General features: G+C 71.9%; 11 protein-coding genes. 3 read left to right on the top strand and 8 right to left on the bottom strand.

What is annotated here, in order from left to right; all coding sequences use genetic code 11:
* Nucleotides 1-106: 106 nt before the first annotated feature.
* A complete protein-coding gene (locus GT354_RS17050; protein ID WP_161357152.1) occupies nt 107-478 on the bottom strand; it encodes a MarR family transcriptional regulator in 372 nt (123 codons plus the stop codon).
* A 100-nt stretch (nt 479-578) separates the two neighbouring features.
* Between GT354_RS17050 and GT354_RS17045 the strand changes: the two genes are divergently transcribed.
* Nucleotides 579-2084, top strand: a complete 1506-nt coding sequence (locus GT354_RS17045) for an MFS transporter (protein ID WP_161357151.1) — start codon at nt 579-581, stop codon at nt 2082-2084.
* Nucleotides 2085-2205: 121 nt separating this feature from the next.
* On the opposite strand, the gene GT354_RS17040 is transcribed toward GT354_RS17045, so the two are convergent.
* Together GT354_RS17040 and GT354_RS17035 are read right to left on the bottom strand one after the other, a co-directional pair.
* Nucleotides 2206-3423 carry a GNAT family N-acetyltransferase gene (locus GT354_RS17040; protein ID WP_161357150.1) on the bottom strand — a complete coding sequence of 406 codons (1218 nt, stop codon included), beginning with the start codon at nt 3421-3423 and terminating at the stop codon, nt 2206-2208.
* 146 nt (nt 3424-3569) lie between these two features.
* Nucleotides 3570-6782, bottom strand: a complete 3213-nt coding sequence (locus GT354_RS17035) for an amidohydrolase family protein (RefSeq protein WP_346012061.1) — start codon at nt 6780-6782, stop codon at nt 3570-3572.
* A 349-nt stretch (nt 6783-7131) separates the two neighbouring features.
* On the opposite strand from GT354_RS17035, the gene GT354_RS17030 reads away from it, so the two are divergent.
* Nucleotides 7132-8364 (top strand): IS701 family transposase, encoded by a 1233-nt coding sequence (locus GT354_RS17030; RefSeq protein WP_161357149.1) that lies wholly within the window; start codon nt 7132-7134, stop codon nt 8362-8364.
* 132 nt (nt 8365-8496) lie between these two features.
* Here GT354_RS17030 and GT354_RS17025 read toward each other — a convergent pair whose 3' ends face one another.
* The 4 genes from GT354_RS17025 to GT354_RS17010 all read right to left on the bottom strand — a co-directional run bounded on the left by GT354_RS17025 (nt 8497) and on the right by GT354_RS17010 (nt 11524).
* The gene (locus tag GT354_RS17025; protein ID WP_161357148.1) at nt 8497-10215 is read right to left on the bottom strand and encodes a hypothetical protein; all 1719 of its coding nucleotides are present in this window, start codon (nt 10213-10215) and stop codon (nt 8497-8499) included.
* Between the two features lie 119 nt (nt 10216-10334).
* Nucleotides 10335-10586: a hypothetical protein gene (locus GT354_RS17020; RefSeq protein ID WP_161357147.1), complete on the bottom strand. Its 252-nt coding sequence runs from the start codon at nt 10584-10586 to the stop codon at nt 10335-10337.
* Nucleotides 10535-10993 carry a helix-turn-helix domain-containing protein gene (locus GT354_RS56510; RefSeq protein ID WP_346012060.1) on the bottom strand — a complete coding sequence of 153 codons (459 nt, stop codon included), beginning with the start codon at nt 10991-10993 and terminating at the stop codon, nt 10535-10537. The genes GT354_RS17020 and GT354_RS56510 overlap by 52 nt, the downstream gene beginning before the upstream one ends.
* 75 nt (nt 10994-11068) lie before the next feature.
* Nucleotides 11069-11524 (bottom strand): carboxymuconolactone decarboxylase family protein, encoded by a 456-nt coding sequence (locus GT354_RS17010; RefSeq protein ID WP_161357146.1) that lies wholly within the window; start codon nt 11522-11524, stop codon nt 11069-11071.
* 326 nt (nt 11525-11850) lie between these two features.
* Between GT354_RS17010 and sigJ the strand changes: the two genes are divergently transcribed.
* Nucleotides 11851-12777, top strand: a complete 927-nt coding sequence (gene sigJ / locus GT354_RS17005) for an RNA polymerase sigma factor SigJ (RefSeq protein ID WP_346012059.1) — start codon at nt 11851-11853, stop codon at nt 12775-12777.
* A 54-nt stretch (nt 12778-12831) separates the two neighbouring features.
* On the opposite strand, the gene GT354_RS17000 is transcribed toward sigJ, so the two are convergent.
* On the bottom strand, nt 12832-13152 hold a 321-nt coding region (locus GT354_RS17000), incomplete at its 5' end, for a nitronate monooxygenase (RefSeq protein WP_161357144.1).

Here is a 13152-nt window from a genome sequence, read left to right as displayed (position 1 = left end):
GGGCGGGCACGCGGCGGGTCCGGACGGGCGCAGGGCGGGTCCGGACGGGCGCAGGGCGAACGGGATCTCGACGGGGCCGGCTGTGGCGGGCCGTCTCGCCCGGCCGTCAGGCCAAGTGCTCCTTCAGGACCGCGACTTGGGTACGGCGGGCCTGGGCGTGCAGCGCGCGGCCGGCGTCGGTGGCGGTGACGAAGACGCCGCGCCGGTCGGTGTCGCACATCGCGCGTTCGACGAATCCGCACTTCTCCAGCCGGGCGACGGCGCGCGACGACGCGCTCTGGCTCAGGTGCAGGTCGCCGACGAGGTCGTGGATGCGGGACTTGCAGCCGTCGGCGGCGACCAGGCGGTCGAGCACCTCGTAGTCGCTCATGGCCAGGCCGTGCCCGGCCTGGAGGGCGCGATCGAGTTCGTGGGCGACCAGGCTGTATCGCGACAACAGGTGGCGCCAACTCTCGACCAGCGGTTCCTCGGTTTCCATCGCGTCACGGTAACGCCACCGCCCATAACATGCAAGCAAATTTATTGCACTCACATTTTATGCGTGGACATTCAATGTGCGTGCATATATGTTCGTCGCCATGGCCCCAACAGTCGAGACCTACGCGGGACCGTCCTCTCCCGAGTCGTCGGTCGCCCCGCCCGCCTCCACCGCCCGAACAACGCTCGCCCCCGCCTGGACACCCAGGCTCTGGGGCGTCCTCGCCGTGCTGTGCCTCGTGCTCTTCCTCGACGGCCTGGACGTCTCGATGGTCGGCGTCGCGCTGCCGTCGATCGGCCACGAACTCGGCCTGTCGGCGACCTCGCTCCAATGGATCGTCAACGGCTACGTCCTCGGATACGGCGGCCTGATGATGCTCGGCGGCCGGACCGCCGACCTCCTCGGACGGCGTCGGGTCTTCCTCATCGCCCTCGCGGTGTTCGCCGCGGCCTCCCTGCTCGGCGGCCTCGTGGACAGCGGCGGGCTGCTCATCGCCAGCCGCTTCGTCAAGGGCCTGGCCGCCGCCTTCACCGCGCCGACCGCACTGTCCATCCTGACGACCACGTTTCCCGAGGGGCCGGCGCGCAACCGAGCGCTGTCCGTGTTCTCCGTCTTCGGGGCCAGCGGCTACTCGTCCGGCCTGATCCTGGGCGGGCTGCTCACCGAGTTCGGCTGGCGCTGGACGTTCCTCACCCCCGTACCGCTCGCGATCCTCGCCCTGGTCGCCGGCTGGTTCCTGATCCCGCGTGATCGCCGCGCGGACTCCGGCGGCCACGACCTCGTGGGGGCCGTCACCCTCAGCGGCGGCATGCTCCTCGCCGTCTACACCGTCGTCTCGGCGCCCGAACGCGGGTGGACCGCACCGCTGACCCTCGCCTCCGTCGTGCTGGCGGTGGTCCTGCTCACCGTCTTCGTGTTCGTCGAGAAGCGGATCGCACACCCGCTCGTGCGGTTCGGCATCCTGCGCATCGGCACGGTGGTGCGCGCCAACCTGAGCATCGTCGGGCTCATGGGCTCCTACATGAGCTTCCAGTTCATGATGACCCTGTACCTCCAGGACGGACTGGGGTGGTCCGCGCTGCGGATGGCGATGGCCCTGCTGCCGGCCGGCCTGGTCGTGGCCTTCGGCTCGCCGTTCACCGGACGCCTGATCAACCGCTACGGCACGGCGCCGCTGCTGATCGCGTCGATGGCATCGATGAGCCTGGGCTACGTGTGGTTCCTGGCCACCGCGGGGGGCACGCCCGACTACGCCTTCTCCATATTGCCCACCATGCTGCTCCTCGGCGGCGGGTTCGCGTTCGGCTTCAGCTCGATCATGTCCCAGGCCACCGAGGGCATCGACGACTCCGAACAGGGCCTGGCCTCCGGCCTGGTGCAGACCTCGGGCCAAGTCGGCGCGGCGCTCGTGCTCGCCGTCGTGACCGCCCTCACCACGGGCGCCACCGCCGGCGACACCGACTTCGGCGTCTACCGTCCGGGCGCCAACCTCGTCACCGGGGTCGCGATCGTGGGCCTCCTGCTCAACATCGTCCCGCTGCTCGGGGCCCGCCGGCGGGGGAAGACCTCCGCGGCCGCGCGGGCGACAGGCAAGGACGCCTGGTAGCAACGCGGGTGCTTCTTTGTGACAGCGCTGGTCGAACGCTCGGTACCGAACCACCCGGCCGGCAGGCCGCGGACCTCCCGTCCGCGGCCTGCCGGCCGTTCGGCTCGCCGGGCCGAGGCCGTCAGTAGTCCTCGTGCGCGTACGGCAACAACGGTGTCCGCAGCGCAGCGTCGAGCCGGTCCGCCGCGCCCGGCGTCCGCTCCGTGACCAGGCCGGCCGCCACGAGCCGGCCCAGCGGGGTGCCGCCGAGGTAGCAGGTGGCCAACTCGCGTACGTCCACGGTGAGGTCCGGTGGGGCCTCGGTCGCCTCGTAGGTCGCGCCGTCCGGGCCGGCGGTGAGGTGGAAGCGCCCGTGGTTGGCGGGCAGGACACCGTCCCGGACGTCGAGAACGACGTCGACGGGTGCGGCCCAGGACCGGGCCGTCAAGGCGGCGCCCACGTCCACCAGACGCAGCCACAACGCGGGGAACTGCCGGGTGACTCGCACCTGGTCGCGGTCGGCCGCGAAGGACAGCAGCGGGTCGTCCGGCGGCCGCACCCAGGCCACCACCTTGCTCGTGAGGTCGATCGAGGCGAGGTAGGCCCACAGCGCGGCAGCCGCCGCGGCGTCGTCGGCCTCCAATTCGGACACCTCGATCACACCCGGCGCCCGCGTCACGTCGTCGCCGGCCTCCGCCCGGTAGACGGCGTATCCGCCCGGTGCGGCGCCCGGTTCCCCGAGCACCACGACACGGATCGGTCCCTCGTCCTCGTCGTCGGGCAGCACGTGCGCGGACCACCAGTCGTCGTCGCGGGCGATCCGACCGGCGCGCCGCGAGCGCTGCGCGGCGTAAGTGGGCCCCAGTACGGCGGCCGCCCGCGCCGGGTCGAGCAGCCGCAGCGGACGCGGGTCGGGATCGATCCGCAGCGCGAGCGGGCGCGCGGAATCGATCTCGACGCCGTAGCCCTCGGTCGCCGGCCCGTAGCCGAAGCGACCGTAGATCGCGCTCTCCGACGACCACAGACAGGACAGCACCTGCCCGGCCGCGGCACACCGGCGCCACTGCTCGTCGAGCATGCGCGACAACACCCCGCGCCTGCGGTGCGTGGGTGCGACGACCACGAAGTCGAGCCCGGCACACGGCAGATCGCCGCCGGGCACGGACACCTCGAACCGGTGCGCGGCGACCATGCCGACAAGCGTGTCACCGTCGTAGGCCCCGATCCGCTCGCACGTCGCCAGCACCTTGTGGTTGCGCTCGCGCTCGTCCTCCGACTCCTTCGAGTGAAAGGCCAACTCGGTGAGCGCCAGTGCCTGTTCCACGTCTGCGCCCGGGATCGCGCGGATGTCGATGGTCACCGTTGTGACGCTAGCACCGGGCCCGGGTGTTGGACCTCCCCTGCAATTTCGAGGTTCGGGGTGGGGAGGGACCCGGCCGCGCGGCGCTGTCGGTGGCGCCCAACTCCGGGCAGGGGCGTAGCGGCTCGCTGTATCGACCAGGGCTGCTACGTCGACGGCCGGGCGAGCGGGGCGTCGGCAGAAGCCTTGGGCGTTCCCGGGGCGAACGCCCGGATCAAGTCCGGCTGTTCGTGCAGGGTGCCGCCGCACAGCACCGCGACGGTCCGCGCCGTCGTGTCGAAGTCGGTGAACGGGTCGCCGTCCACGATCGTGACATCGGCGAGCTTTCCCGGTTCCAGGGTGCCCAGGTCGCGCTCGACGCCGAAGAGGCGGGCCGGCAGTACCGTTGCCGTGCGCAGGGTCTGGGCCGCCGACAGGCCGCCGTCGTGCAGCGCGCGCAGCCCCAGGTGCAGCTGGAGGCCGACCGGGACCAGCGGCGCGTCGGTGCCGAGCGCGACCAGGCCACCGCCGTGCAACACCCGCCGATAGATCGCGATTTCGGTGTCCAAAGCCGCCAGGCGGGCGTCGGTCGGCGGTTGAGCGGCGAGGGTCCGAACCGTGTCGCGGTCCCACGGCGGCATCAGTACGGTGACTCGTTCGTCCTCGGCCAGGGCGGGATCGGCTCCGAGCAGGGCCAGGGCGGTGAACGGGGTGGCGATCAGCGAGAAGTTCGTGGCGGTGTAGATCTCCTCGACGTCCTGATACGCGTGGCCGGTCGCGGAGACGGCGCGGCCGAACTCGACGCGCTGGGTCGCCTGGAGGTGGGTCGTCAGGTCGTGCCCCAGGTTGACGCCGGGCGAGCACAGGTGACTTCCGACCCGCACCCCGAGTTCCTCGTGCGCGTATCGGGCGGCCTCGGCCATCAGCCAGCCGGGCGCGCGGACGTAGGTCTTGACGACGTCCCAGTCCAGGGCGGCCGCTCGGGACAGCGACCGGGCGAGCCCGGCTCGGGTGCGGTGGGCGCGTCCCATGCTGTAGGCCACCCGGGCGCCGTCCAGGAGTTCCCCGGTGCTCAGCAGTCGGGGCCCGGCGAGTTCGCCGGCCGCGACGGCCTCCTTCAGGCGCGCCTGTTCGTAGGCGAAGCCGCCGAGGGACACCGCCGTGGTGATGCCGTAGGCGAGCTGGGTGGTGGTCTGCCGGCCGCCGTAGGTGGACTGCCACGGGTGGGTGTGCGAGTCCCACAGCCCCGGGAGGACGGTGCGCTGGGACGCGTCCAGACTGCGGACGGCGGGGCGGCGGGCCCGGTGCGGCTCGATCGCGGCGACACGTCCGCCGCGTACCACCACGTCGACGTCGTCGCGAACGGCCTCGCCGGTGCCGTCCCACAACCGGCCGGCGTGCACGACGAGGTCGGCCGGGGTCGGCGGCCGGTGGTCCAGCGGTACGCGCACGGTGCGGGCGCGGCCCGTCGCCGCAGGGGCGTCGAGCAGCCGCAACCGTCCGGCGGACAGGTAGAGCAACTGCCCGGTGTCGCGGGCCCACGACGGGTGGTCGGCGGATTCGGTGGTCAGGTGCCGTAGTTCGCCGTCCGGGGACCCGTCGGGGCGTACCGGCAGCAGGCACAGTGCGGACTCGACGATCACGGCCATCGATCGGCCGTCGGGGGACCAGACCGGCCCCGAGTCGTAGCGGTCCGAGATCGAGGTGTGCGGCGCGACCGCGTACAGCCGGTCGGCGCTTGGTTGTTCGGGGCCGGCGGAGTCGGTGCCCACGCCGTCTCGGGCCGGGCCAGTGTCCAGGACGCGGACGAGGTTGTAGCCCTCGCGGAAGCGGCGATTGAGACGGTTGCGTTCGCACAGCGCGATCCGGCGACCGTCCGGCGACCAACTCGGCCTGCCGGGGAGCCCGCCGCCGGCGAGCGGCGCGGCGAGGATGCGTTCGGTTCCGTTCGCCAGGTCGGTCAGGACGAGGTTGCCCGCCATGTCCTGGCTCGCCAGCCGGGTGCCGTCGGGCGACAGCGCCGGATGTACCCGGCCGCCGGAGGCCAGTACGGTCTCCCGCCCGGATTCCGGATCCAGGCGTCGAATCGCGAACAGGCCGTCGCGGTCGTCGGCGAACACCACGCCGCGTCCGTCGCTCGTCCACGTGGGTGCCATGACGTAGCGGGTCGGTTGGGCGGAGACGATGCGGCGCGGCGCGGCGCCGCCCGAGGTCGAGGCGATCCACAGCGCGTTGAGGGCCGCGAACACCACCCGGTCGCCGTCGGGCGAGAGCGCGGGCAGATGGATGCCGCGCACGGGGCGGGCGCGCGGTGCGTCGAACTCGTGCCGCTTGGCCCGGTATCGGGGTCGGTCGAGCGGCAGCGTGGCCAGAAACGGGATGCGGCGCCCCGTCGTCGGAGCGTCGGGCGACACGATGCGGAACTGTCCGTCGACGTTCAGCAGCAGTTCCTCGTCCGGCGTCCAGCGGGGCGGCACCGGGAGCAGGTCGCCCTCGATCGGTACGGACTTGCCGTCGACGACCAACGTGCACGACGCGCTGCCCGCCTCGTGGGCGGCCGTTCCCGTCGTGCGGACGTACGCGAGACGCCCCAGGGGCGATATCGCCGGCGCCACGATTTGCGCGTTCGCCACCGGGTCGGTGTGCTCGACGGTCACCGGGCCGACGCCGTCGGCGCGGACGGAGACGATCGATCTCGCCGCCGGCGCGGAACCGCCGGCGTCGGCGCGGACGAACAGGATCCGGTCGCCGCGCGGCGACCACGTCGGATCGAAGTCCTCCCACGCACCGTTCTCGGGCGGCCCCTCCTGGTGCGGCAGCCCGCTGACGCGGGTCAGCGCGCCGCTGCGTGGGTCCACGGTCCAGACGCGATACGGGCTGCCCGTCACCGGATCGCCGCCGCGCTCGGAGGCGAAGGCCAGTTGGGTGCCGTCGGGGGACCATGCCGGGCTTCGGTCGTCCCATGGACCGTCGGTGAGCTGCCGCAGGCCGGATCCGTCTGGGCCCATCGTCCACAGATGGAAGCCGCCCCCGCGATACGCGGCGAACGCGAGCAGCCGACCGTCCGGCGAGAACGTCGGCCTGGTGGGTTCCAAATCGGGAGTGGTCAGGGCCCGGGCCGGACCGCCGCTCAGGGGGACGGACCACAGGACGTTCTGTACTTCCGCGACCAGTTCGCCGCCGGCGGGGTGCACGGTCGCCGCCCCGTTGGTCGCGGCCGTGAACGAGAGCGAGCCGCCCTCCGCCGCATCGGCGAGGACGACCGCATGGCCCGCCGACACCCCGACCAGCGCGACGACGCCGGCGCCCTGCAGGAACCGACGTCGGGACGGCGGCCCACCGGGCGACCGACCGGCATCGGACGAACCGACGGTGCGCACAGTGCCTTGCCTCCGGGCGCGGGGAATTCGGACCCGATCACCGTCGAACGGGGAGGCTCCCCGATACCCGGGCGATCGCCGAAAAACCTAGCGGTGCGCCCGACGCGCGACGTGCCGACAACGCCGCGAATCACCACAACGGGTGGGCGGCGATGGCCCGTTGGGGTGAGCCGCGCGTACCGAGCCGGCCTTGTGTCCTGGTGTCACTGTCCACCGGCCGCCCGCCCCGGGCCGCGTGAGCGGTACCCGGGGCGGGCGGCCGCCGATCAGTGGAGTTGGCCGGGCCGGTAGTAGTACTTCGTTACGTCTTGTCGGATGTGTCCGTCGGGAGCATGTTGTGGGTGTGGACATGGGGCAGGTTCGGGGCCTGCGGGCGGAGTTGGCGGGGTTCGTGGCGGACGTGTTCGCGTCGGTGCCGCGTCAAGATCAGCGGGAGAAGGGTGAGTGTTACCTGGGTGGGTTGATGTTGGACGGCGGGCGCAAGTCGGTCGAGGCGATGGCGTCGCGGTTGCCGGACGGCAACGGGCAGAACCTGCAGCAGTTCGTGAGCGCGTCGACGTGGGATCCGGTGCCGGTGCGGCGGCGGATCGCGGAGCGTCTGCTGTCGAGGGTCGAGCCGCTCGCGTGGGCGATCGACGACGTGTCGTCCCCCAAGGACGGGCGCATGTCGGTCGCGGTCGCCCACCAGTACTGCGGCGCGTTGGGGAAACAGGCGAACTGCCAGGTCGCGGTGAGCGTGCACGCCGTCTCCGACATCGCCTCGTGCCCGATCGGGTGGCGATTGTTCCTGCCCGACGAGTGGGACACGGACGCGTACCGGCGCGCGCGGACACGGATCCCGGACGCGGTGCGCCACCGGGAGAAGTGGCGGCTCGCGCTCGACGTCCTGGACGAGGCCGCCACCCGGCGGATGAGACCGCCCGCGGTGGTGGCGGACGCGGGTCACGGGAACAACGCCCTGTTTCGCGCGGGACTGGCCGACCGTGGTCTGCCCTTCGTGGTCGCGATCCGGTCCGGTACGGCCGTGCGCCCCGCCGCGGCGACCCCCCTGACACCCGTGTGGGCGGGGACCGGGTGTCGTCCGGCCGCGGGGTATCGGGAACCGGTGGTGAGCGCGGCCGATCTCGTGGGCGGGATCGGCCGGGCGGCTTTCTCCGAGGTGACCTGGCGGCGGGGTTCGCGCGGGGCCATGCGTTCGCGGTTCCTGCGGTTGCGGGTGCGGCCGGCGGGGAAGGCGGTGCGGCGTCCGACCCGGGAGGCGGCCCTGGCCGAACGCGGGTCGTGGGACGGTGTCCTGCCCGAGGCCGGGTTGTTGGTCGAGTGGCCGGAGAGGGCCGAACACCCCACCGACTACCGGCTGTTCGACCTCCCCGGCCGGACGTCGACGACGGAGGTCGTGCGGTTGGCGAAGATCCGGTGGCGGATCGAGCACGACTACCGGGAGATGAAACACGCCCTGGGGCTGGACCATTTCGAGGGCCGTTCCTGGGCGGGGTGGCATCACCACGTCACCCTGGTCACCGCCGCCCACGCCTTCCTGACCGAGCAACGGCTCTCCCCAAAAGTACCCGTACCGGCCTGACGCTCTACCAGGTCGTCGACGCGATCCAGGACCTCCCGAACTGTTGGACGGGAACCTGCCACACCTGCCACAGACCACTTCCAACCAACACCCCCAGACTCGCCAAACCCATCCCGACCCAACGGAGTCCTACTAGTCGCAGAACTTGTGTTCGGCCCGCACGGGATCGGCCGGGATCCGGAGCGCTGTCCGGTCGTACGTGCCCGTCAGGTTTTTCCAGAAGCGCCCGAACGTCATCGGTTCGGTCACCGAGTCGAGGAGTTCCTTCACCGCGCCGCAGTTCAGCGTGCGGTGAGCCGCGTTGATCTGCTCCTGGGAGGCCAGGCTCGGCGGTACGTTCGCGAATGCGGTCGGGTCGACGTACAGGGCGATATTCCACGCCGGGGCGAGCAGCTTCTGATGTCCTGACGCCGTGAAGTTGGTCTGCTCCAGGTGCGCCCCCAGCGTGCTCGACAGCCCCCAGACGTCGGCGAGAAGGCCGTCGAGCGGCATCATCGCGCCGCCCGCGCCCAGTTTGCCGATGACCAGCACCGCGCTGGTGTCCACGTCGGCCCGAAGCGGCAGCGCGTAGTCCGGTGGCAGACCGAACACGGCGCCGTAGCGCGGGTCTAGCATCAGGACGCGCCGCCCGTCGGCCCGCGCCCGCAGCAGTAGCGCGTACATCTGTTCGTTGTACGCGATGTGCGCCGACGCGGTGACCGGGTTGTGTTCACCGGTGGCGCGCGTCGTCACGCCCCGCTCGTTCCACACCTGGTTCATCGTGTTGGCGGCCCGGACCGCCGGCTTCGTCGTCGCCCCGCCGCCCGGCCGCAGCGCCACCGCGCACACGAGCGACCAGACCAGGACGGCGGAGACGACGAATGCCGCCGATCGGTGGAACGGCACGAGCAGCAGCGGCAGCAGGAGCAGGAAGAGCAGCGGCACCCACAACCGACCGTGCATGAAGTCGCCGCCGACCTTTACCAGATACCCGATTTGCATGAGCGCGGCCGCGACCGGGGTGGCGACGACCACGCGGGTTCGCCGGTCGGGCACGCGTACGCGCAGCAGGAGCCCGGCCGTCCCGGCCAGGAGCAGCAGTGGGATCCACAGTTGGTAGGGCCGGTTGAAGTCGGTGACGTAGTCCCAGCCGCGCTCCCACTGTGACTCCCCGGCCTCCTTCGTCACGGCGGGCATGGGGAGGAGCTGCCCGTAGTAGCCCATGCGGAAGACCTCGTACGCGGCGGGCAGGGCCGCGGCGACCCCTGTCATCGCGGCGCACTGCCACCACGTCGACCGCGCCAATGCGGCGAGCGCCACCAGGAACGCCACGGTGGTGATCCCGAGGTCGGGCCTGATCAACGGCCCCAGCCCGAAGTACAGGGCGCTCGGCAGGAGTCGCCGCGCGGCGACCGCGCCCGCCGGTCGCTCCCACGCGGTCACCAGCAGCACCCACGATGTGCCGATCCAGAGCAGGATCAGCCCAGTCTCCATTCCGGCGGTCAGGAAATCCCAGACCGGCGGGATCACGACGAAGACCAATGCCCCGGCGGGGACCAGGAGTCGTTCGACCCCGAGGCCCCGAAAGACGCGCCGTGTGGCGTTCGTGCCCACCCAGAATCCCGCGACCGAGAGCGCCAGCCCGAGGTAAACGGCGTTCTCCGCGTCCGAGAATGGGCCGGCGTAGTGCGCCGCGACGAGCAGCCACTGCCAAGCGGTGCTCGTCGAGGTCTCGGCGCGTTCGCCGACGCTGTAGACGGGGCCGTGGCCCTCGGCTATCTGCCGGACGACGCGCGTGAAGATCAGCCCGTCGTCGGTCATCCACCGCTGATGCCAACCGAGTGCGGCGAGGATCGCGGTAGGTATGAGCATGGCGACGAGGTCGGCGCGGCGGACCCCGCCGCGTGCTCGCGCGCCGCCCCGGGACTTGGTGGTGCCGGTGCTTCGAGGGAGAGGCGAACGCACGCCCGCGCGCCCTGTATCGCCGGTACTCACGTGCCTTCAGCCCCCGTCGCGACGTCTTGGACGAGGTAGCGCGGGCCGGCGGTGGAGACCTCCTGTGTCAGGGTCCCGTGCACGTCGTCCTGATAGCGGTTCGGCGCCACGGCGGCCGCAGCCGCCACCACCCGGTCGCCGGTCGTGCGGCCGGCGTGGTTGTCACCGGATCCGGCCTGTTCGGTGAACGGCTCGTCTAAGGCACGTGGGCCGCCGGCCCGCACCCAGACTCTCGAGTTGATTGCCACGCCCTTCGACTGTCCGGCCGCCTCTCGCGCGTTCCCGAGGCGTGGCCCAGATCATACGACAGTGCTACTGGGCCGGTGCGGCGGCGTGGTGCTCGCGTGTGTGCCGGCTTCGGGTGGAACCGGGACACGGTGCGCGCGTTCGTCGGGCGGGAGGTGGTCCCGCTCTCGCCGCCGCGCAGCGAAACCCGGACGTTCCTCGGGATTTTCTCCAACGTCGTGACCACGACGGCTTCCACCCGGTCGACGCCGATGGTGGGCGGCCGGCCGGGCCGGGGCTCGTCGACCAGGCCGTCCAGCCGGTCGACGAGGAAGCGCCGCCGCCACTTGCGGACCGTGTCGGCGGCGACCCGCAGATCCCGCGCGACCGCAACGATCGGCGGCACCTCCAGCCCCGCGCACGCCAACACGATCCGCGCGCGAAGTGCCCACGCCTGGGCGGGCTATGCTCCCGACGGACACATCCGGCAAGACGTAACGAAGTACTAGTAGTTGCCGGCGGGCTGGCGGATGATGACGTTTCCGCGGTTGAAGGCGTTGATGAGGGCGATGGCGCACACCAGGGCGGCGAGTTGCTCGTCGTCGTAGTGCTTGGCGGCGTTCGCCCACGCCTCGTCCGTGACGCCGCCGGCCGCGTCGGCGATGCGGGTGCCCTGCTCCGTCAGCTCCAGGGCGGCGCGCTCGGCGTCGGTGAACACCGTGGCCTCCCGCCAGACCGCGACCAGGTGGAGGCGCGCCGGGGTCTCGCCGGCGTGCTCGGCGTCCTTGACGTGCATGTCGGTGCAGAAGCCGCAGCCGTTGATCTGACTGGCGCGCAGTTTCACCAGTTCCTGCGTCGAGGCCGGCAGCGTCGACTCCATGAGCGCCTTGTTCGCCGCGACGAGGTGCTTCGCGAACTTGGCCGCGACCGGGCTTGCGAAGAGGTTCAGTCGAGCTTCCATCGTGCACTCCTTGACCGTTGGTGTCTGTCACCCCTCCAAGACAGGACGGCCCGGCAGGCTGTGACGGAATCGGATGTGACGTGCGTCTCTACAGTGCGGCGCTCATCTGTGAGCCGGCTCACACCGTGTCACAGCCCGGGGGAGTGTGGTGTCTCAAGGGCCATGACGAACTCCGACCCCTCGTGGGACGACCCGCCGCTCGACCGCACGTGCGCGCGATCGACGGCCGGGCGCCTTGGATACCCTGCCGGACGGCGTGCGGAAGCGTCCCCGAGCGTGAGGGCAGGGCGATGAGCCGCGATATCCGAGCCGGTGAAGGGGAAGCCGTGTCGCAGTCGGCGGACGAGACGGACGCTGCCGAGTACCGGCCGCTGCTGTTCTCGATCGCCTACGGGATGACCGGGTCCGTGGGCGACGCCGAAGACCTCGTGCAGGACGCGTTCCTCGGCCTGACCCGGGCCCGGCAGGCGGGCACCACGATCGTCGATCACAAGGCGTACCTGGCGACGACGGTGACGCGGTTGGGCATCAACCACCTGCGCTCGGCGCGGGTGCGGCGGGAGATGTACGTCGGCAACTGGCTGCCCGAACCGGTGGTGATGCCCGACGACGACACGGGACCGGCCGCGCACGCCGAGTTGGCCGACTCGCTGTCGATGGCGTTCCTCGTCCTGCTTGAGTCCCTGTCGCCGGTGGAGCGGGCGGTGTTCATGCTGCGCGAGGTGTTCGGGTACGGCTATCCGGACGTGGCGAGGAGCACCGGCAAGTCCGAGGCGAACTGTCGGCAGATCTTCACGCGTGCCCGGCAACGCATCGCCGCCGGGCGGGTGCGCGGCAGTGCGCCGCCCCCGGCGCGGGCACAGGGCGAGGAACTCGCCCGCAGATTCTTCGACGCGGCCGAAGGCGGCGACCTGGACGCCCTGTTGGGCATGCTCGCGCCCGACGTGGTCTTCCTCGGGGACGGCGGCGGCAAGGCACGGGCGATCGGCAAGCCGGTGGCCGAACCCCGGCGCGTCGGACAACTGCTCGTCGGCGGGTTCCGCCGGTTCCGGATCCTCGGCCTCTCCCTCCGGCCGGCCTGGATCAACGGCCGGCCGGGGGTCGTGACGTACGACGCCGAAGGACGCGTGGCCAGTGTGATCGAACTCGACATCGCCGACGGCGTGGTCCACGCGATCCACTCGGTGACCAACCCCGACAAGCTCGCCCACCTCGGACCGGTGTCCGATGTGGTGCGGCTGCCGGGGACCTGACCCACGGTCGTTCCGATCGGCGGCGACGACCTCCGCCGGGTCGGCGCTCGTCCGCTACCGCGCCGGAAGGGCCTCGCGAAACCTCGCGGTGATCCACGCCGGCACGGTGATCGCGGTGCCGACCACGACGGCGTGCGCGCCGGCCGCGATCGCCGCCGCCGCGTCGGCCGGGCGGTGGTAGCGTCCCTCGGCGATCACCGGCACGGACACCCGACCGGCCAGCGCCTCGACCAGGGCCAGGTCAGGGCCCTCGGTGCGGGCGCGGTCGGGGGTGTAGCCGGCGAGCGTGGTGGCGACCGCGTCCGCGCCGGCGGCCTCGGCGGCCAGGGCCTCGTCCTCGGTGGCCACGTCGGCCAACACGAGCGCGCCCGCGGC

It is taken from the genome of Streptomyces sp. SID3343, assembly GCF_009865215.1.
Taxonomy (GTDB): domain Bacteria; phylum Actinomycetota; class Actinomycetes; order Streptomycetales; family Streptomycetaceae; genus Embleya.
Note: the sequence above shows the minus strand (reverse complement) of the source record. Positions and strands in the feature narration are given on the sequence as shown.